17 protein-coding genes are annotated in these 20236 nt (G+C 62.8%); 9 read left to right on the top strand and 8 right to left on the bottom strand.

The features are described 5' to 3' along the window. Positions 1-7 precede the first annotated feature (7 nt). From iolD to ABQJ48_RS05155, 5 genes are all read right to left on the bottom strand, one after another. Positions 8-1999 (bottom strand): 3D-(3,5/4)-trihydroxycyclohexane-1,2-dione acylhydrolase (decyclizing), encoded by a 1992-nt coding sequence (iolD, locus tag ABQJ48_RS05135; protein WP_367836423.1) that lies wholly within the window; start codon positions 1997-1999, stop codon positions 8-10. Then, on the bottom strand, positions 1996-4047 hold the full coding sequence (locus tag ABQJ48_RS05140) for a bifunctional 5-dehydro-2-deoxygluconokinase/5-dehydro-2-deoxyphosphogluconate aldolase (protein ID WP_367836425.1): 2052 nt from the start codon (positions 4045-4047) through the stop codon (positions 1996-1998). Before ABQJ48_RS05140 ends, iolD begins: the two co-directional genes overlap by 4 nt. A gap of 66 nt (positions 4048-4113) precedes the next feature. Continuing rightward, positions 4114-4920: an ATP-binding cassette domain-containing protein gene (locus ABQJ48_RS05145; RefSeq protein ID WP_367836426.1), complete on the bottom strand. Its 807-nt coding sequence runs from the start codon at positions 4918-4920 to the stop codon at positions 4114-4116. 22 nt (positions 4921-4942) lie between these two features. Beyond that, complete coding sequence (locus tag ABQJ48_RS05150; RefSeq protein ID WP_367836427.1) at positions 4943-6127, bottom strand: ABC transporter permease; 1185 nt, start codon at positions 6125-6127, stop codon at positions 4943-4945. A 208-nt stretch (positions 6128-6335) separates the two neighbouring features. Continuing rightward, entirely contained in the window at positions 6336-7382 is a 1047-nt protein-coding gene (locus ABQJ48_RS05155; protein WP_367836429.1) for a sugar ABC transporter substrate-binding protein, read from the bottom strand. A 276-nt stretch (positions 7383-7658) separates the two neighbouring features. Here ABQJ48_RS05155 and ABQJ48_RS05160 point away from each other — a divergent pair, with 276 nt between their 5' ends. From ABQJ48_RS05160 to ABQJ48_RS05175, 4 genes are all read left to right on the top strand, one after another. Beyond that, complete coding sequence (locus ABQJ48_RS05160; protein WP_367836431.1) at positions 7659-8540, top strand: MurR/RpiR family transcriptional regulator; 882 nt, start codon at positions 7659-7661, stop codon at positions 8538-8540. Next, on the top strand, positions 8533-9549 hold the full coding sequence (gene iolG, locus ABQJ48_RS05165; RefSeq protein WP_367836432.1) for an inositol 2-dehydrogenase: 1017 nt from the start codon (positions 8533-8535) through the stop codon (positions 9547-9549). Before ABQJ48_RS05160 ends, iolG begins: the two co-directional genes overlap by 8 nt. Continuing rightward, positions 9549-10589 (top strand): Gfo/Idh/MocA family oxidoreductase, encoded by a 1041-nt coding sequence (locus tag ABQJ48_RS05170; RefSeq protein WP_367836433.1) that lies wholly within the window; start codon positions 9549-9551, stop codon positions 10587-10589. The genes iolG and ABQJ48_RS05170 overlap by 1 nt, the downstream gene beginning before the upstream one ends. A 138-nt stretch (positions 10590-10727) precedes the next feature. After that, entirely contained in the window at positions 10728-10955 is a 228-nt protein-coding gene (locus tag ABQJ48_RS05175; RefSeq protein ID WP_367836537.1) for a sulfurtransferase TusA family protein, read from the top strand. A gap of 126 nt (positions 10956-11081) precedes the next feature. On the opposite strand, the gene galU is transcribed toward ABQJ48_RS05175, so the two are convergent. The 3 genes from galU to ABQJ48_RS05190 all read right to left on the bottom strand — a co-directional run bounded on the left by galU (position 11082) and on the right by ABQJ48_RS05190 (position 15317). Then, positions 11082-11963 (bottom strand): UTP--glucose-1-phosphate uridylyltransferase GalU, encoded by an 882-nt coding sequence (gene galU, locus ABQJ48_RS05180; protein WP_367836434.1) that lies wholly within the window; start codon positions 11961-11963, stop codon positions 11082-11084. Positions 11964-12034: 71 nt separating this feature from the next. Then, positions 12035-14914, bottom strand: coding sequence for a valine--tRNA ligase (locus ABQJ48_RS05185; RefSeq protein ID WP_367836436.1), 2880 nt, complete (start codon positions 14912-14914; stop codon positions 12035-12037). 247 nt (positions 14915-15161) lie between these two features. Next, positions 15162-15317 (bottom strand): hypothetical protein, encoded by a 156-nt coding sequence (locus ABQJ48_RS05190; protein ID WP_367836437.1) that lies wholly within the window; start codon positions 15315-15317, stop codon positions 15162-15164. 128 nt (positions 15318-15445) lie between these two features. On the opposite strand from ABQJ48_RS05190, the gene ABQJ48_RS05195 reads away from it, so the two are divergent. From ABQJ48_RS05195 to ABQJ48_RS05215, 5 genes are all read left to right on the top strand, one after another. Then, positions 15446-17782 (top strand): type VI secretion system Vgr family protein, encoded by a 2337-nt coding sequence (locus ABQJ48_RS05195; RefSeq protein WP_367836439.1) that lies wholly within the window; start codon positions 15446-15448, stop codon positions 17780-17782. After that, on the top strand, positions 17779-18282 hold the full coding sequence (locus tag ABQJ48_RS05200) for a DUF4123 domain-containing protein (RefSeq protein WP_367836441.1): 504 nt from the start codon (positions 17779-17781) through the stop codon (positions 18280-18282). The genes ABQJ48_RS05195 and ABQJ48_RS05200 overlap by 4 nt, the downstream gene beginning before the upstream one ends. Continuing rightward, positions 18269-18613: a hypothetical protein gene (locus ABQJ48_RS05205; RefSeq protein WP_367836442.1), complete on the top strand. Its 345-nt coding sequence runs from the start codon at positions 18269-18271 to the stop codon at positions 18611-18613. Before ABQJ48_RS05200 ends, ABQJ48_RS05205 begins: the two co-directional genes overlap by 14 nt. A 236-nt stretch (positions 18614-18849) precedes the next feature. Next, entirely contained in the window at positions 18850-19251 is a 402-nt protein-coding gene (locus ABQJ48_RS05210) for a restriction endonuclease fold toxin 5 domain-containing protein (RefSeq protein ID WP_367836444.1), read from the top strand. A gap of 7 nt (positions 19252-19258) precedes the next feature. Next, positions 19259-19990: an immunity 52 family protein gene (locus tag ABQJ48_RS05215; protein ID WP_367836445.1), complete on the top strand. Its 732-nt coding sequence runs from the start codon at positions 19259-19261 to the stop codon at positions 19988-19990. The last annotated feature ends 246 nt before the right edge of the window (positions 19991-20236 follow it).

The following is a 20236-nucleotide window of genomic DNA, read 5'->3' on the forward strand; positions in this document are numbered from 1 at the left end:
AGCGTCCTCATTCGTGATCGACGGAATCGGGGTTGCCGGCGACGGCATCGCGCTCGGCCCGCGCGCCCGACGCGGCGCGCGCTGCGAGCCGCGCATCGTATTGGGCGCGCGCCTCGCGCACGGCGTCGCGTGCCGAGACTTCCGGCACCGCGACTTCCCACCACCAGCCGCCGTCGTCGGTGGTGCGGGCCGGATCGGTGTCGATGCTGATCAGGTAGGTGCGCTCCGCGGCGCGCGCGCGTTGCAGTGCGGCTTCGAGTTCGGCCACATTGGCGACATGTTCCGCCTGTGCGCCCAGTGCCCGCGCATGCGCGGCGAAGTCGATGCCCGGCGCGCCGTGCGGGCCTTGCACGCAGTTGTCCAGCAGATTGTTGAACGGCGCGCCGCCACACGCCTGCTGCAAGCGGTTGATACAACCGAAGCCGCGATTGTCCAGCACCACGACGATCAGCTTCGCGCCGAGCATCACCGAGCTTGCGATCTCGCTGTTCATCATCAGATAGCTGCCGTCGCCGACGATCACGATGACCTCGCGCTCAGGCCGCGCGAGTTTCACGCCGAGTCCGCCGGCAATCTCATAGCCCATGCACGAATAGCCATATTCGACGTGATACGCGCCCGGTCTGCCGGCGCGCCACAGCTTGTGCAGTTCTGCGGGCAATGTGCCCGCCGCGCATACGACGATGTCCTCCGTAGCGGAGCGCGCGCTCGAACGCTGCACCGCGCCGATCACGTCGCCCTCGTAGGGCAGCACTCCGTCGCGTTGCGGCGCATGCGTGAGCGTGCTTACCGTGTCGCGCCAACTGGCCGCGAGCTGATGTGCCCGCGCGGTCCACCCGCGTTCCGCAAGCCATCCGGAGAGCGGCTCGGCGAAGGCTTCGAGCGCAAGCCGCGCGTCCGCTTCGACGACCTGCGCGCGATGCTTGATGCCGTCGAACGCGTTGGCATTGATGGCGATCACGTCGGCCTGAGTGAATAGCGTGTTCGAGCCGGTAGTGAAGTCCTGCAGGCGAGTGCCGATCGCGAGCACACAGTCCGCGTCTTGCGCGAGCGCGTTCGCGGCCGGCGCCCCGGTCACGCCCAGCGCCCCGGCATTCAACGGATCGTCCCACGCGAGCGAGCTTTTGCCGGCCTGCGTTTCCGCGACCGGTATGCCGTGCTCAGTCGCGAAGCGGTGCAATGCATCGGTCGCGCGGCTATACAGCACACCGCCGCCCGCCACGATCAGCGGACGCCTGGCGCTCCGCAATCGCGCGCAGGCGGCGTCGATTTCATCGGCGCGCGGCGCGGGCGCATGAATGTGGACGACGCGCGGCGCGAAGAAATCGGCGGGGAAGTCCCACGCCTGGGCTTGCACGTCCTGCGGCAACGCGAGCGTGACCGGTCCGCACAGTGCGGCGTCGGTCAGCACGCGCAGCGCTCGCGGCAACGCGCTTAGCAACTGCGCCGGATGCACGATGCGGTCGAAGTAGCGCGACACGGGTTTGAATGCGTCGTTGGCGGACACGCCGCCGTCGTTGAAGTCCTCGAGCTGTTGCAGCACCGGATCGGGCGCGCGCGACACGAAGATATCGCCGGGCAGCAGCAGCACCGGCAGACGGTTCACATGCGCGAGCGCCGCTGCGGTCAGCAGGTTGGTCGCGCCAGGTCCGATCGATGTCGTCACGGCCATCATGCGCCGGCGGAAATGGGCCTTCGCAAACGCGATCGCGCTGTGCGCCATCGCCTGTTCGTTGTGCGCGCGCAGCGTGGGCAGGTCATTGCGATGTTGATACAGCGCTTCGCCCATCCCCGCGACGTTGCCATGACCAAAGATCGCGAACACGCCGCCGAACAGCGGCTCGGTGCCGCTGCCGTCTTCGCTCGTCACGCGTTGCACCGCGAGATAGCGCACCAGCGCCTGCGCGGTGGTCAGGCGGATGCTGCCCGTCGACGGCGCGCGCGTGTGGCTGGCGTCGTTCGCGGATGCCGCGTCGTGATGCATTACGCGCTGATTCATGCCGCCTGCTCCTGATGAAGGTGGTTCGGTGCGCCGGCTTGCGCGGCGCTCGCGCCACGCGTTGCCCGCCATGACGCGATCAGCGTTTCGAACGTGTGGCGCACGCGCGCGATCAGTTCGTCGTCGCCGATTTCGCCCGCGAGCCACGCATGGCTCGGTTCGTGGAAGATGGTGCGGCCGACGGTGAAGCCGCGGCACGTGGCCGATTGCGCGGCCGCGCGAAAGCCGTCGTTCAACTGCTCGACCCCCGCCGACAAACCCAGCAGCACCACGCCGCGGCAATACGGATCGCGTTCGGCGATCAGCGCGTCGACCGATCGCCATTGCGCGGCGTCCATCGGTTCGAGCTTCCACCACTCGGGATAGATGCCGATGTTGTACAGGCGCTTCAACGCGCGATAGACGAGGTCCGGTGCTTGCGGCAAGTGCGCGTGCTTCGGCGGAATCACTTCGAGCAGCAACTCATGGCCGCTCGCCTGCGTCGCGTCGTAGAGCGCGCGCAACTGCGCTTCCTGTTCGAGCCGCTGTTCGATGGGCTCGTCCGGATGAAATTGCACGAGGCATTTGGCGACATGCTCCTGCGGCCACGCGATCAGCGCCGTGCCGATCGAGCGGCCATGATCGAACACCAGCGGCACCGAGCCGGGCAGCTCGACCGGACGGCCAATCCACCAGCCACGGCCGGTGGCGGCATTCAACGCATCCTGACCGTAGCGGTCGTCGATCAGCACGCCGATGCAGCCTTGCAAGGCGAGCGCGCGCTCGGTCTGCGCGACCGCTTCGACGAACAGGCCCTTCAGGCGCGCAATGCGGGCCTCGTCCGCACCGGTCTGCTGCGCGAGTTCGAAGAACTGGTTGCGATGATCGAACGCGAAGCCGAGCACTTCGCGCCACGCCCGACGCGCAGGCGACACGCGGTGCAGGCGCGCGAGCGTCGCATCGCGATCGGGGCGGCGCATGCGTTGGGGATCGATTTTCGCTTCGCGCAGGAAGTAGTCGAGTTCGGCCGGTGTCGGCATGGCGGGCGCACACGCGTGCCGTGACACCACCAGCGCGCCGCTTGCATTCGCGGCGCGCGCGCAGGCTTCGAGGGGCTGGTCGCGCAGCCAGCCGGACAGGAAGCCCGATGCGAACGCGTCGCCCGCGCCGAGCACGTTCAGCACCTCGACTTCCACGCCGCCGTGAATCGGCACGTCGTGCAGAGAAGCGGGCACCTTGCCGTCGATGATCTGGCAGCCGAGCGGCCCGCGTTTCAGGACCAGCGTGGCGGGCGTGACCGCGCGCACCATCGCGAGCGCTTCGACGAGTTCGGTCTTGCCGCCGGCGATGCGAAACTCCTCTTCCGTGCCGATCACAAGATCGAACAACGGCAGGATGCGTTGCAAATGCGCGGTGACGCCTTCGCTCGCGACAAAGCGTGTCTCGCCGTCCGCCTTGCCCGTGAGTCCCCACAAGACCGGGCGGTAGTCGATGTCGAGCACCGTGCGCACCTGATTGCGGCGCGCGTAATCGAGCGCGCGGCGGCTCGTGCGGTTCACCTGTTCGGTGGAGAAGTGCGTGCCGGTAATCAGCAGCGCCTTCGACGACGCGATGAAGGTCTCGTCGAAGTCCGCTTCATCGACGGCCATGTCCGCGCAGTTTTCGCGGTAAAAAATCAGCGGGAAGGTATCGCGGTCTTTCAGGCCGAGCAGCACGAGCGCGGTCAACCGGTCCGGGTCGACGCGCACGTGGCTCACGTCGCATCCTTCCCTGGTCAAGGTTTCGGTGAGAAAGCGCCCCATGTGGTCGTTGCCGACGCGCGCAAGCATCGCCGACGCAAGCCCGAGCCGCGCGCAGCCGAACGCGATATTCGCCGACGAACCGCCGAGATACTTCGCGAAGCTGGATACGTCTTCGAGCCGTGCGCCGACCTGCTGCGCGTACAGATCGACGGCGAGGCGGCCGAGGCACACGATGTCGCGGCTGCGACCCGGCGCGAAACGTCCGCTGGCCGCCGAAGCCGAAGCCAGAGCCGGCGTGGTCCCGCTGGATGTGCTGGATTGATCCATGAATACCCCTGAATAGCTGAACGCGTTTGCCGGCACGCGCGGCGCCGGACGACCCGCGCGAGTCGCTCAGATCGTCGCGCCTTCGAGCTCGCCGATCATCTTCTGCATTTCGGCGCCGCCGGCCATCATGTCGAGCACCTGGTCCTTGCTGATGGTGTCCTTGGTAAAAGTGCCGAGCGATTTGCCGCGATTGAGCAGCGTGAACGAGTCGCCGATCGGATACGCGTGGTGCACGTTGTGCGTGATGAAGATCACCGAGATGCCTTTGGCGCGCGCCTTGTGAATCAGCTTGAGCACGTTGAAGCTCTGCTTCACGCCAAGCGCGGCGGTCGGCTCGTCGAGAATCAGCACGCGCGCGCCGAAGTGAATCGCGCGCGCGATCGCGAGGCATTGCCGTTCGCCGCCGGACATCGTGCCGATCGGCTGATGCGGATCGCGCACGTTGATGCCCATTTCAGCGAGCTTGTCGCGCGCGGTCGTCGCGCTGGTTTCGAGGTCCATGACATTTAGGAAACCGAACAGTTTCTTTTGCGGCTCGCGCCCCATGAAGAAGTTGCGCGCAACCGACAGCAGCGGCACCAGCGCGAGGTCCTGATAGACGGTGGCAATGCCGAGATCGAGCGCGTCTTTCGGCGACGTGAAACGCACCGGCTTGCCGTCTACCCGGTAGATGCCTTCGCTCGGCTGGTATACGCCTGCGAGCGTCTTGATCAGGGTCGACTTGCCCGCGCCGTTGTCGCCGAGCAGGCAATGCACTTCACCGCGTCGCAGCTTGAGCGTGATGTCCTTGAGTGCAATGACGTTGCCGAAATAGCGGCTCACGTTTTCGAGCGACAGGATGTAGTCGTCTGCGGTCTGTTCGAGGGCGGTCATGATGAACTCCTGACTCCTTGTCTTAGCGAGACGCCGCGACGCGGCTGCGCACGTAGTGGTTGAACAGCACCGCGAAGAGCAGCATAACGCCGAGGAACACCCGGAACCAGTCCGAGTCGACGTTGGTGTAGGTGATGCCGATCTGCACGACACCGAAGATCAGCGCGCCAAAGCATGCGCCGATCACCGAGCCGTAGCCGCCGGTAAGAAGCGTGCCGCCGATCACCGCGGCGATGATCGCTTCGAATTCAGCCTGCAAGCCGCGGTCGGCCGCTGCCGAACCGATGTCGCACACTTGCAGCACCGCATACAGGCAGGAGCAGAACGCGGTCAGCACGAACAGGGAGATCTTCACGCGCCGCACCGGCACGCCGACGTTCTTGGCCGCGTTGGCGTCGCCGCCGACCGCGAAGATCCAGTTGCCGAAACGCGTTCGCGCCAGCGTGAATGCGCAGACGACAGCCAGCGCGAGCCACCACAGCAGAACTTTGGGAATACCGGGCACGAGCGGCATGCCGTTGTCCAGCGTTTTCGCGAGACCGATATGGCCCAGCCATACGAACAGACCGCGGAACGCGACGCCCTGGAAGAGCGTATGCGCGAGCCAGTCCTGCCGCGCGACGTCGCCGACACCGGAGATGATGGTGCGATCGGCGAACATCACCGACAGCGCCAGCGTCAGTCCGCGCAGGATGAACAGGAAGGCGAGCGTGACGATGAACGACGGCAGGCGCGTGCGCATCACCAGATAGCCGTTGAGTGCGCCGAGCAGCATCGAGCCGGCGAACGCGAAGACGATGGCGAGCCAGATCGGCCAGTGGAAGTACATGGTCGGCAGCGCGACCATCATGCCGGCAAAGCCGATCATCGAGCCGATCGACAGATCGAACTCGCCGGCGATCATCAGCAGGCACGCGCCGACCGAGATCAGACCCAGGTAGGCCGCGACTTGCGACCAGTTCATGACGCCGTCGAGGTTGAACATCCCCGAGTTGCCGGCCGCGAGACCGAACACGATGAACACCATCGCAGTGCCGGCCAATGCCGCGAATTCCGGGCGATTGAGCAGATGGCGGAACCACGATTCGCGGCGCACGCGCTCGTCGGCGGCAACGGACGGCGTGGCGGAAGGCGGCGCCGCCGGATCCTGCGGATCGGAAGCGGGCGCTTTGCTGCGATGGGGATGGAAAGGGTTGGCGACACCCATTGAAGCTCTCCTTGATACGCCGGCGGGCGGCTGGTCGACGCCAACCCGCGGGGCGTTTGAACGACTTTGAACGACGTGAAGGCGGTACCGTAAATGGTGTATCTGAAGCAAATGAACGGGCGAGCGCCGGCCAGATCACAGCCATCTGGCCGGCCCGTTCCTGTTCATGCGTGCCGCCATCGCGGCGGCACATCCGGCGATGCGTTGCTTAGCGGTATTGACCGGCGTACTTGATCACCTTGTCGACATTGGCTTTGGTGATGAAGCCCGGGCCCGAGCCGATATTGCGCGGCCCATAGGACGGGCTCAGCCCGTAAGTGGCAAGCCGTTCCTTGAACTTTGGATTGGCCTGCAGGATCTCGCGGATCTTGACCGGATCGGTGGTGTGATCCTTCTTCGCGATGGCCAGCACGGCGACCGGAATATAGCCCTGCAGGTACGGTTGCTGGTCGATCGCGAACTGGATCGTGCCGTCCTGAATGCCCTTTGCGATGTCGCTGTCGAAGTCGAACGTGGCGAACCAGATCTTGCCCGCGAGGCCCATCTGTTGCAGCGCCTTGAGCGTCGGATCGGCCGACAGCGGCCCGAGCGCAAGCACCGCCTGGGTATTCGGATGATTGCGCAGAAAGGCGCTCACCTTGGACTGCACGCCGGTAGGATCCTGGCCGGCGTCGAGCGTCGATGTCCTGAAGTTCGCGCCGATCGCCTCGGCAAAGCCACGGCAGCGTTCGAACGAAGCCGGGTTGGTCGCGTAATGGTTCACGCACAGGAACGACTTGATGCCCGCCGCCTTCGCCTTCTCGCCCGCCGCCTTGCCGGCGGCGTATTCCGGCTGTCCGACGTGCATGATCGCGCCGAGCTTCGCGCTTTGCTCCTCCGTGCCGGAGTTGATCGTGACGAGCGGAATGTGTTTCTCCGTGACCTTGGAGATCGAACTCTTGAGCACGTCGAAGTCGGCGATGGAGACGATCACGCCGTCATAGTTGCGTGCGGCGGCCTGCTCGATCAGGCGCGCCATGTCGGCGATATCGCCGTTGGGCGGATTGCGGTAGTCGGTCTCGACGTTGAAGTCCTCGTCGGCCTGTTTGATGGCGTTCTTGATGGTGTTCCACCACGAGTCCGAATCCGGCGCGTGACTGACCAGCACGAAGTGGGCGTCGGCCGCGCGGGCGGCCGAGGCCGCGCCGAATCCCGTTGCCAACGTCAATGCCGTCACCAGAACCCTGAGCGTAGCCTTGCCCTTGCAAAGTCTCATGTCTCCACCTTTCTCGGTCTGTCGTTATTGAAGGGAGCGTCTGGCAGCGGCTTTCGATTCGCATGCGGGTCGGCGCATCTCCGCCGAAGCACCATCGCTCACGACCAAGATTAGGACATCTTCCGAGGCGTTGCAATGAAAATTTCACGACAAATAAAATTGGAAAATACGTTCCATTTGGCACGGACGCTGCCTATAATCTGCAGCGTCGGAAGGTCGAGCGGCGCTGCCTGGCAAGCGGTTGCCGCAATGCAATACAGCCCTTGAGAGATAGCCATGGCGGAGCCGAGCACCGAAGAATTCCCGAGCGTCGAGGAATTGATGCAGCGCATCGCGGAAAACTACGAGGCGCTGCCGCGGCAGTTGAAAAACGTCGCGACTTACCTGGAACAGCACCGCGCGAGCGTGATGGTGGATCGCACCAGCGACATCGCTGCGAGCTGTGGCGTGCATCCGTCCGCGGTCGTGCGTTTTGCGCAGCGCTTCGGCTTTTCCGGCTTCTCCGATCTTCAGGCCGTGTTTCGTCAGGCCTATACGGGGCAGGGCGCGTCCTCGCCCAGCTATCAGCAGAGGATTCGCAAGCTGATCGACGACAAGCCCGGTGCGTTGTCGGGCGGCGCGGTGGCGCGCGAATTCATCGCGGCATCGCGCGGCGGCCTGGAAGAACTGGAAGCAGGTCTCGACGACAAGCAGTTCGACGCCGCCGTCAAGATGCTGCAACAGGCCGACAACATCTATGTGGTGGGGGTGCGGCGTTCGTTTCCAGTGGCGAGCTACATCGTCTATGCGTTGCAGCACACGCCCAAGCGCGTGCATCTCGTATCCGGTTTCGGCGGCATGTATCGCGAGCAGATTCGCAGCGTGAAGAAGGGCGATGTGGTGATCGCGATCAGCTTCGCGCCGTATGGCAAGGAAACGCAGTACTGCCTGCGCGTCGCGCATCATCACCAGGCCAAAACACTGGTTATTACGGACAGCCAACTCTCTCCGCTGTCGCGCTATGCAAGCACCCAGCTGTATGTGAAAGAGGGCAGCGCGTTCGCGTTCCGCTCGCTGACCAGCACGATCTGCTTATGCCAGGCGTTGTTCATCGCGCTTGCGTACAAGCTCGAATTGAACGTTGAAGAATCCAAGGACACTGGAGGATACGATGACTGACGCGGTAAAGACGATCGACGTGGCGGTATTCGGCGCGGGGCGCATCGGCAAGATTCATGCGGCGAATCTCGCACGGCATCCGGGCGTGCGGCTCAAGTACGTGGTCGACGTGAACCGCGAGGCCGCCGCGGCGCTTGCCGCCGAGCACGGCGCGCAAGTTGCGGATATCGACGGCGCGATGGGCGATGCCGCGATCGGCGCGACCGTGATCTGTTCGAGCACGGACACGCATGCGGACCTGATCGTCAAGTCGGCGGCGCAAAAGAAGCACGTATTCTGCGAGAAACCGGTCGACCTGACGCTGGAGCGCGCGCGAGCGTGCGCCGACGGCGTGGCGCGTGCAGGCGTCGTGTGCATGATCGGGTTTCAGCGCCGCTTCGATCCGACGTTCTCCGCGTTGAAAGCGCGGATCGACGCGGGCGAGATCGGCACGCCGGAAATGCTGGTGGTGACGAGCCGCGATCCGGGCGCGCCGCCGCTCGAGTACATCCGCCACTCGGGCGGCATCTTCAAGGACATGCTGATTCACGACTTCGACATCTTCCGCTGGATTCTCGACGACGAAGCCGACACCCTGCACGCCAGCGGCAGTTGCCTGAGCGACCCGGCGATCGCGCAGGCGGGCGACATCGATTCGACCGCCGTGACGATCCGCACGAAGCGCGGCCGGCTCTGCCAGATCAATACCGCGCGCCGTGCCGCTTATGGCTACGACCAGCGGTTCGAAGTGCTCGGCAGCATGGGCATGCTGCAGGCGGGCAACGTGCGGCCGACCGAAGTGACCGCGTACTCGAAAACCAGGGTGTCGACCGACGTGCCCGAGGCGTTTTTCCTCGAACGCTATCGCGCGGCATATGCGCTCGAAATCGCGCATTTCTTCGATGCGCTCACGCAAGGCAAGCCGGTGCGCACGACCGTCGCCGATGGGCTGAAGGCGCTCGAACTCGCCGACGCCGCGAGCCGTTCGTGGCACGAAGGCCGCGCGGTCAAACTCGGCGAGGCATCGTGATGACGGCGGCGACAAAGCGGGTGCGTGTGGGTGTAGTCGGCCTGGGGCGCCTCGGCAAGCGGCATGCGGAGAATCTCGCGTATCGCGTGCCGGGCGCGGCGCTCGTGGCCGCATGCAGTCCGCTGGCAAACGAGCGCGCGTGGGCGCGCGACGCATTGCCCGAGCCGCGTCTGTACGGCGATTACGCTGAGCTGCTCGCCGATCGCGACGTGGATGCGGTGTGGCTCGTCACGCCGTCGTCCTTGCACGCGCAGCAGATCATCGACGCACTGCGCGCCGGCAAGCACGTGTTCTGCGAGAAGCCGTTGTCGCTCGATCTTGCCGAGTGCGAGCGCGTGCTGGCCGAAGCCGCGCGCTATCCGCATCTGCAGGCGACCATCGGCTTCATGCGCCGCTTCGATCCGAGCTACAAGGATGCTTTCGACAAGGTCGCGGCGGGCCGGATCGGCCGGCCGTTCCTCGTGCGCTCGCAGACCACCGACCAGAACGATACCGAGGGCTTTTTCGTGCGCTTCGCGGCGACCTCGGGCGGCATCTTTCTCGATTGCACCGTGCACGATATCGACGTGGCTCGCTGGCTGCTCGGCAAGCCGCGCGCGACGCGCGTGTTCGCGGCGGGCGCGGTCGCATTGCACGAGGGCCTGCGCGCATTCGGCGACGTCGACAACGGCGTGGCGATTTGCGAGTTCGAAGGCGGCAAGCTCGCGATGTTCTACGCGTCGCGCACTCAGGCGCACGGCAACGACACACATAGCGAAGTGATCGGCACGGCCGGCGCGCTCGCGATCGGCCACAATCCGCGCGCGAATCGTGTCGAGATTTACGACGCCGGCGGAATTCGCAATGAGTGCACGCACAGCTTTTTCGATCGCTTCGAAGAGGCGTTCCTGCACGAGGCGCGCGCGTTCGTCGCGGCGGTGCACAGCGGCGCGTCGGCCGACGCGCCAGCCGGCGCGACGCTCGCCGACGCGCTGGAAGCGACGCGCATCGGTGTCGCGTTGCGGCAGTCGCTGCAAAGCGGGCAGGCGGTCACGCTCTAGCGGTGCGAGCCGCCCACGGTGCGAGGGAGCCGGCGCTGCCGCGTCGTGTCCGGCGGCCGCGCGGCGCCTGCTGTAGAATTTGACCCTCTGTCCGGCGTCGCTCGCGACGCCTCGTCCCGAAGGTCATCGTCGATGCAAATTCAGATTCACAAGGAAGTCGATGCGCGCGGGCTGATGTGCCCGCTGCCCATTCTGCGCGCCAAGAAGGCGCTCGCCGACATGCAAAGCGGCCAGATTCTCAAGGTGCTGGCCACCGATCCGGGTTCGCAGCGAGATTTCGCCGCGTTTGCGAAGCAAACCGGCAATGAAATCGTCGAAAGCTCGGCGCAAGACAAGGTTTTCACTTTCCTGATGAAGCGCCGCTAACGAGCGGCGGCCAGCCCGAGCGCGCGCCCATACAAAAGGCGCCGTGCCCGCGAATGCGGGACACGGCGCCTTTTTACTTCGGCTCGACGCCGCCTGCGTGCCGGAAGGCTCGCGCGCGAACGCCGTTCAGCCTTCCAGAACCGGTGAACGGGTGCGCAGATATTCTTCGAAGTCGGCGGCCACTTCGGGGTGACGCAGCGCGAATTCGACGGTCGCCTTCAGATAGCCGAGCTTGCTGCCGCAATCGAAACGGGTGCCGTGGTACTTGTACGCGAGCACCTGTTCGTCGGCGAGAAGCGACTGGATTGCGTCCGTCAACTGCAATTCGCCGCCCGCGCCCGGCTTGAGCGACCGGATGTGGTTGAAGATGCGCGGCTTCAGCACGTAGCGGCCCACCACGCCGAGGTTGGACGGCGCCACGTCCGGCTCCGGTTTTTCGATGATGCCCGACATCTTGATGATCGAATCTTCCCATTCCTTGCCGTCGACGATGCCGTACGACTTCGTTTCCTGCCGCGGGATTTCTTCGACCCCGATCACCGAGCTGTGATAGTGGTCGAACACCTCGATCATCTGCGTCATCACGGGCGGCGTGCCATACAGCAGGTCGTCCGCGAGAATCACGGCGAACGGGTTGTCGCCCACCAGCTTTTCGGCGCACATCACCGCATGGCCGAGGCCCAGCGCTTCCGGCTGGCGCACGTAGAAGCAGTCGACATGGCTCGGCTTGATGCTGCGCACGAGTTCGAGCAGCTTGTCCTTGCCGCGCGCTTCGAGTTCCGCCTCGATCTCGTAGGACTTGTCGAAGTGGTCTTCGATGGCACGCTTGCTGCGGCCGGTGACGAAGATCATTTCGGTGATGCCAGCCGCCATTGCTTCTTCGACCGCGTACTGGATCAACGGCTTGTCGACGATCGGCAGCATTTCTTTCGGGCTGGCCTTAGTGGCCGGGAGGAACCGGGTGCCCAGACCTGCCACCGGAAATACCGCCTTTGTAACTTTTAGCATTTGAATACCCTGAGTCCTCTGGTTTAGCTTTCGGTCCCCGCCCGCCATCAACGGCGCGCAGGGAGCGTCGATCAGGCCGGCAGACGGGCCAATTGGGCTTTCAGCTTGCCCATGGTGGTTTCAAAGTCGGCAAGTCTCTTCTGCTCCTGCTCAACGACTGCCGGGGGCGCCTTGGCTACGAAACTTTCGTTCTGCAGTTTGGCGTTGGCTTTGGCGACTTCGTTACCGAGCCGCGCAATCTCCTTCGACAAGCGCTCGCGTTCGACCGCTACGTCGATCTCCACCTTCAACACCAGCTTGTCACTGCCTACGATAGCAATTGGCGCGCCATCCGCCTGTGCATCGAGCGCCGCTTCGTCGGCGATGATCTGCACTTCCGACAGGCGGGCCAATGCCTGGGCGTACGGAGCAAACGTGCGCAAGCGCTCAGCGTTGCCGGCCGCGAGCAGCGGCACCCTGACGGCCGGCGACAGATTCATTTCGCCGCGCAGATTGCGGCACGCGTCGATGACCGCTTTCAGGTCGGCCGCCCACTGTTCAGCCTCCTCGTCGAGCTTCGCCGGTTCCGCAATGGGGTACGGCTGCACCATGATCGACGCTTCGCCCTCGGCCGCGCCCGCGGGATAACGTCCGGCCAGCGGCGCCACTTTCTGCCACAGCGCTTCGGTGATGAACGGGATCACCGGATGCGCGAGGCGCAGCACCGTTTCGAGCACCCGCAGCAGCGTGCGGCGCGTGGCGCGCTGCTGGTTCGGCTCGCCTGTCTGGATCTGCACCTTGGCGAGTTCGAGATACCAGTCACAGTATTCGTCCCAGACGAACTTGTATAGCGCGTTGGCGACATTGTCGAAACGATAGTCGGAAAAGCCCTTGGAAATTTCCGCTTCGACGCGCTGCAGGCGCGAGACGATCCAGCGATCCGCCGACGAAAAGTGCAGATGCCCCTGGGGGCCGCATTCACCGCATTGTTCCGGTTTGCCGAAGCCGCAATCGTGGCCTTCGCAGTTCATCAGCACGAAACGCGTGGCGTTCCACAGCTTGTTGCAGAAGTTGCGATAGCCCTCGCAGCGCGCCAGATCGAAGTTCACGTTGCGCCCGAGCGTTGCCATCGACGCCATCGTGAAGCGCAGCGCGTCCGTGCCGAACGCCGGGATGCCGTCGGGGAATTCCTTGCGGGTCTTCTTTTCGATCGACGCGGCCTGCTTCGGATTCATCAGGCCGGTGGTGCGCTTGGCGACCAGCGCGTCCAGTGCGATGCCGTCGACGATATCGATCGGGTCGAGCGTATTGCCCTTGCTCTTGGACATCTTCTGGCCTTCGGCGTCGCGCACGAGACCGTGCACGTAGACCGTGTCGAACGGTACCTTGCCCGTGAAGTGCGTGGTCATCATGACCATGCGCGCGACCCAGAAGAAGATGATGTCGAAGCCGGTCACGAGCACCGACGAAGGCATGAAGTGCTTGAGCTCCGGCGTTTCGTCCGGCCAGCCGAGCGAAGAGAACGGCACCAGCGCCGACGAGAACCACGTGTCGAGCACGTCTTCGTCGCGCTTTAATGCACCGGTGTAGCCGGCCGCGGCGGCCTTCGCGCGCGCGCCTTCTTCCGTTTTCGCGACGAAGATTTCGCCGTTCTCACCGTACCACGCCGGAATTTGATGGCCCCACCAGAGCTGACGCGAGATGCACCAGTCCTGAATGTTTTCGAGCCACTGGTAGTATGTAGTAGTCCAGTTTTCGGGCACGAACCTGATCTCGCCGCTGCGGACCACGTCCAGCGCAGTTTCGGCGATCGATTTGCCCGGATTGAAGGTGCCTTGCGGCGCCGGCTTGCTCATTGCGACGAACCACTGGTCCGTCAGCATCGGCTCGATCACGACGCCCGTGCGGTCGCCGCGCGGCACCATGAGCTTGTGCGGCTTGACCGATTCGAGCGCGCCGAGCGCTTCGAGGTCGGCCACTACCTGCTTGCGGGCTTCGAAACGGTCGAGGCCGCGATATTTCGCCGGCGCGTTGTCGTTGATTTTCGCGTCGAGCGTGAGGATTTCGATTTGCGGCAGCTTGTGGCGCAGGCCGACCTGATAGTCGTTGAAGTCGTGCGCCGGGGTGACTTTCACGACGCCCGTGCCGAACTCACGGTCGACGTAGTCGTCGGCGATGATCGGCACTTCGCGGTTCGACAGCGGCAGCGTGACCGTTTTGCCGATCAGATGCGCGTAGCGCTCGTCTTCCGGGTGAACCATCACGGCGGTGTCGCCGAGCATGGTTTCCGGCCGCGTGGTGGCGACCGTCAGATGGCCGGAGCCGTCGGTGAGCGGATACCGGATGTGCCACAGGTGGCCGTTTTCTTCCTCGCTGACCACTTCCAGGTCGGAGACCGCGGTGAGCAGCACCGGGTCCCAGTTGACGAGGCGTTTGCCGCGATAGATCAGGCCCTGTTCATACAAACGCACGAACACGTCGCGCACGGCGGCCGACATCTTGTCGTCCATCGTGAAGTATTCGCGCGACCAGTCGATCGACGCGCCCAGACGGCGCACCTGATTCGTGATGGTCGAGCCCGACTGCTGCTTCCATTCCCACACGCGTTCGACGAACTTCTCGCGGCCCAGGTCGTGGCGCGACACGCCCTCGGCGTCGAGTTGCCGTTCGACGACGATCTGCGTGGCGATCCCGGCGTGGTCGGTGCCTGGCACCCACAGCGTGTTTTCGCCGAGCATGCGGTGATAGCGGGTGAGGCCGTCCATGATGGTCTGGTTGAACGCATGGCCCATATGCAGGGTGCCCGTGACGTTCGGCGGCGGCAACTGGATGGAGAAATCCTTGCGGTTCTCGTCGAAGGACGGCGCCGCGTAGGCGCGCTTTTCCCATTCAGGGCCCCAGTGGGCTTCGATGGTGTGGGGCTCGAAGCTCTTGGCAAGCGTTGAGGGGGTGTCGCTCGGGGTCTCGCTCATGTGTCGTTCGGCTGGTAGATGCAAAGAATGCTCGATTATAAGCGGGGCGGGGCGCCGGGGGATTTTTGGCGGTTTGCTTCCGGTTGGCGGTCTGGCGGCGTTCTTCGGAGTGTTGGCCTTTCCTCGATTTGTTAGTGGTCGGTTGGCGTTGCCGCAATGCGGGGCGCAGATTGCCTCTGCTGGCCGAGATCAGCCCGGAACGTATGACGAGCCTTGCTCCAGAGCAACCCGTCGCGCTTATCGCGATTCAGAACGGGCGCACCCGACCTTCTCGGTCGACAGTGGCGGCGCTGATGTTGCGCAAGAAGCGGCAGCGTGCCGCGTCAACCTTAAAGGCGCGAATTATCGCGCCTTTTTCCATTGTGTGGCCATCAAAGTAGGTGCCGTGAATTGACTGTTTCACGTTTCTGTCAATGTTCGTTAATTCCTGATTATCTCGATTTGATTTCGTTGACCTGCCGGAATTTAAATGGTCAGTTAGCGGGTTTGGCAGCTAACGCTGCGTCGCTGGTCTTTTTCAGGGAGCAGGGAGTGGCAGAGTTCGATCCATCACGGCAGAGTGTCACGGGACGTCAGGCGTGTTTTCTCGAAGTGCCCGGCACGTCAACTTCGGCGGCGCTGTCGGTCGTGTCGTTCAAGGCAACCGAAAAGATGGGGGCACCGACCGAAGTGCGGATCGAGCTGACCCACCCGCAGCAGCTTGCGCGCGCCGATTACCTCAACGTGGATGCCTGCTTTTCTATGGTGGCTGACGATGGCGCCGTGAAGAAGTTTTCCGGATACATCGAACGCTTCGCGACGGTGCAGACCACGAAGGACTATGGCAGGTACGAGATCACCCTGAAATCGCATTTCGGACGGCTCCAGGCCGTCACGCACACGGCGGTCTATCAGCATCTCACGATACCGCAGATCATCCGGAACATTCTGCGCCGGCACGGCATCCAGGATCACCAGATATCGTTCCGGTTGCGCGGCCAGTATCCCGCTCTTCTCTGGCGCTTCCAGCACCAGATGACGGACTTTGATTACGTCCACATGCTGCTGGAGAAGGCCGGAATCTACTCCTTTATCGTGGAGACGGAGTACGGCGACCAGATCGTTCTCGCCGATGACGTCGATCATTACCTCTACGACGATCCGCAACGGATCGTGCCGTACCGCGAAGCGGCCGGTCTCGAAGCGGGCGGCGTCGAGGCGGTGACGGCGATCAAAATCCATACCGAGACGGTGCCGCAGTCGTTCACGGTCGCGGACTACAACCCTGAGTCAGCATGGGAGAGATACCGGGATTCCGCCAACGTTGCGCCTGGCGATGCCACGACCTACGGTCAGCCCTACATTTACGGCACGCATCACCTCGACCAGGCGGGCGCGCGATGGGAGGCGCAGCTTCGGCATGAAGCGGCCATCGCACGACAGGTCATCTACGAGGGCGAGAGCAACGTGCTGGCGTTGCAGTGCGGGTATGTGCTGGAGACGGATAGCGTGCTGCCCGATGCGCCGAAAGGCATGGTCATCATCGAGGTCACGCACAGCGGCGCGCGCGATGCGTCCTATTCAAACAGCTTCAAGGCGATTCCCGCCGACCGCCGTTTCCGGCTCCAGTTCGAACCGAAAAAATGGACTCGCATTGCCGGCACGCTGTCTGGCCGCATTTGCAGCCCGGACAAATACACCTATGGCTACCTGAATGCGGCCGGCTATTACGTGGTGCGTCTGGATGCGGATTTCGGCAACTGGCCCAATGGTGGCGAAAGCGTGCCGCTGCGTCTGGCAAAACCGTTTGCGGGCAAGCTGCAGACCGGCATGCACTTCGTCGCGCTGGATAATGACGAAGCCGTGATTTCGTTCCGGGACGGCGACCCGGACAAGCCGGAGATTGTCGCGTTCCATCACCATAGCCAGGCGCGCGACCTGGTGACAAATGATCGCCGCTGGCTCTCGCGTAACGTGATCCGCACGCAGAAGAACAACAAGCTGCGCATGGAAGACTGGGCGGGCCAGGAAGGTATCAAGCTGAGTACGGAACACTCGGGCAAGTCGCAACTGAATCTCGGCTACCTGGTGAACAACAGGCTCGAATACAGAGGCGAAGGGTATGAGTTGAGATCTTCGGGTTGGGGGGTGCTCAGGGCGGGTAAGGGCGTGATGGTCACCACCTATGACCGCCCCGGCGCGCGCGGCCAGCAACTGGACATGCAGGAGACCCTCGCGCAGCTTGAGAGCGCGCTGGCGACGGCCAAGGCACTGGCGGCATCCGCCAGCAACCAGAAGTCCGAGCCAGCCGACACCGATGCGCAGCAGCAGATCAAGGACGATCTGGACGGCCTCAAGAACCCGGGGCTGGTGATGAGCACGCCCGCTTCGGCCGGCATCGTCGCGGGTAGCGGTGTGCAACTGTCGGCGCAGAACAGCATTTCAACCGTGGCCGGAAAGAACGCCGACTGGAGTGTGCTGAAACGCTTCACGGTCGCGGCGGGCGAGAAGATTTCGCTGTTCGCCCAGAAATTCGGCATCAAGATTTTTGCGGCCAAAGGCCCGGTCGAATTTCACGCCCAAGATGCTCCAATGTCGTTGATCGCGGACAAGGACATCAACGTTGCCAGCGTCAATGGCAAGGTCAAGATTTCCGCCGCGAAGGAAATCATTCTGGAATGCGGCGGCGCGTTCATTCACATGAAGGACGGCAGTACCACGCTCGGCGGTCCCGGCGATCTGTTTATCAAGACGATCACCGTGCAGAAAAAAGGCAAAGCATCCATGTATGGCGTGACGCCGTGGTCGGTCCTGCCTCAGCCGAGTGTCTGTCTCGAGTGCATGATCCACGCCGCCGAGCAAGGCGCGATGACCTTGGAGCGACAATGATTCCCGCCTCTGTTGCTGCACAGCTCCGCGAATACCGCAAGCGCCACTACAGCGGCCATGTCCTGGCGCTGGTCGATGGGCTCCAGTATCAGCAGCAGACCGGCCAGCAACTCGCTTCCGAAGACGATATGACGGTCTCGCTGTTCGCGGGCACGAAAGACATCGCACTGGCGCATGCGGGGCCTTGGCTGGTTGACCCGAAGCAGGCTCGCGGACGTGTTGCAGACCTTGGCGAACTCGAACAGAGCCGCCCCGGCGTGATCTGGCTGATTACCTCCGAGAGTCTGGAAGGGCAGGCGGAGAAGTTGCGTCCGTACCTGAATACCAGATTGCCAACCGGGCGGTCTGCGCTGCTGCGCTTCTGGGACCCCAGGGTACTGCATGCGCTGAATGCCGCATGCCGTGATAAGACGGGGCGCGCGCTTTTCACGACCGCAAAAGCATGGCAATACCTCCACGAAGGACAACGGTTCACCATCAACGACGATGCAACTCACTGACGAACAATGGGCAGTACTGAAAGTCTATGAAGACCGTAACTATGTGGACTTTATCCGTGGGCATGTCGTACGCGACTACCCCGCACTGGCCGACGATCCGAGCTTGCGAGACCGGCTTAACGCGGCCTTCGCGCGCACGAAAGAATTGGGCTTTACACATGATGGCCCAATAGTCGATTTCCTTTACGTAGAAGCGGTCGATCCAGGCTTCTACGAAATGCCGCCGATTGCTGCGTGGCTGAACAAGCCGGGGGCACCTGGCGAGCAGCGGTTCGAAATGCTGTTACAGGTCATGCGTAAAAAGCAACAGGAAATGAAGGAGAAACACTAATGGTTGGCATTTTTCCTCCGGGGCTCGGAATGGCGGGCGGTGCGCTCGCTCAGACAATACCTGAGGCTACGACCGTACCGCCTCCGCCCGTTGCCGGTGCTGTGGGCGGTGCTGGCGCGAGCGCGGGTGCCGATAGTGGATTGGGTTCGCTACCACGCGACCGGTCCCGCGAACGTGAAAGACCGTGCAAATGTCCACCGGAAAGCGGAGGTGAAAAGATCAGAAGGGGCTACAGCATGAATCCGGAGCCGCGACGTTATCAGGCGCGCATTACTGGCTTCGAGTACGGGATAACGACGGATGGAAAAGGCCGGGAAACCCGAGACGGCTGGAATATGGAGTGGAGTTGGCTTGACACAGACTTTGATGGATTCCACCCTCCACAATGTCTCTTGCAGGAAGCCAAGGCAGATTTTGACCAGTTTCTTGAAATAAACGATGACCCCGATGAGGACGATAAGCCTAGACCCTATTTCAAGGGTTTCAGCAAAATGGCGAATACGATCAAGGAGCAAAGTGCAAAGGTGCGCGCCAATCCTCCATCTCAATTGATGTGGTACTTTGGAACTCCAAGGGCACGAGAGTATATGTTGCCGACTCTTAACGCTGCGGGCGTGCCCTCTGTCTATCGACCGTGAGTCAACGATGAATTTATTTGCCCAACATAGAGACAGCGAGAAAGTCCGAGCCTCCGACTTTGAATATCATTTACGGCGTTTGCGATCACTGATTGACACACTATCGCAGAAGGATAGAACCTTGACTAGTTGGTATCTTCAAGGGGACTCCGTTTCTGAGGCGCTGCGATTCAACGTCTACATAGGTAGTGAACCGTCTGCAGCCGCCGTTGCCGAGTTGCATGATGAATATAAGGGTAAGGTCGCGGACGTACCGAGATCTGTTGGCATTTGGAACGGAATGGAATCAGCCGATGAAGGCGCGACCGCCTATGTTTCTTTTGATGGAGGTAACGTACTTTCGCAGACTGTTGATCTTATGTTCAACGAAAAGGGGGCGGGCTTTTCTCGGCTCGGAAACTATAAAGATGCAGCGGATGTTGTCGCTAAGGCGGTTGAAGTCTATGAACCGTTCTATACGTCGTTTGGTCCGCGCAAGTACTCGAAGAAAGCTGTTTTCGAAGATCGCCCCGGCGCGAGCTGGATGCTCTACTTGCCGCATGTCCTCACTTCCCGCCAAGTTCCTGAAGCGCGCGACCTGATACCGGTTTTGCGCGACGGCAATCAGCAAGGCACGATCATTGTCAGCGTGACAGATGCCGTATTCGATTTTAAAAATCGCGATCACGTCAAGGCGGCAAACGAAATCGAGGTTCGGCTGGCAGATCAGGACCTGCTGCCGCGCTTCGTTGACCTTTGACGGCCTGTTGTCTTGGCGGTTGATTGCGACGCCGGGACGCACCAGGCGGGCCGGTTTCCGCGAAGCTCGCGCGCATTCCCCACTTTTTCCGCACGAACCCGGTTTCACCGGACGCCGCGACTGCACCACTAACAAATCGACAAAAGGCCAACACCACGAGAACACCACAAGCACACCACAAGCACACCGCGACAACGCCAATAAGCCACCACCAAACAACCAAATCCACAGAAACCAAAAAATCCA

The organism is Paraburkholderia suaedae, from assembly GCF_040812055.1.
Taxonomy (GTDB): domain Bacteria; phylum Pseudomonadota; class Gammaproteobacteria; order Burkholderiales; family Burkholderiaceae; genus Paraburkholderia.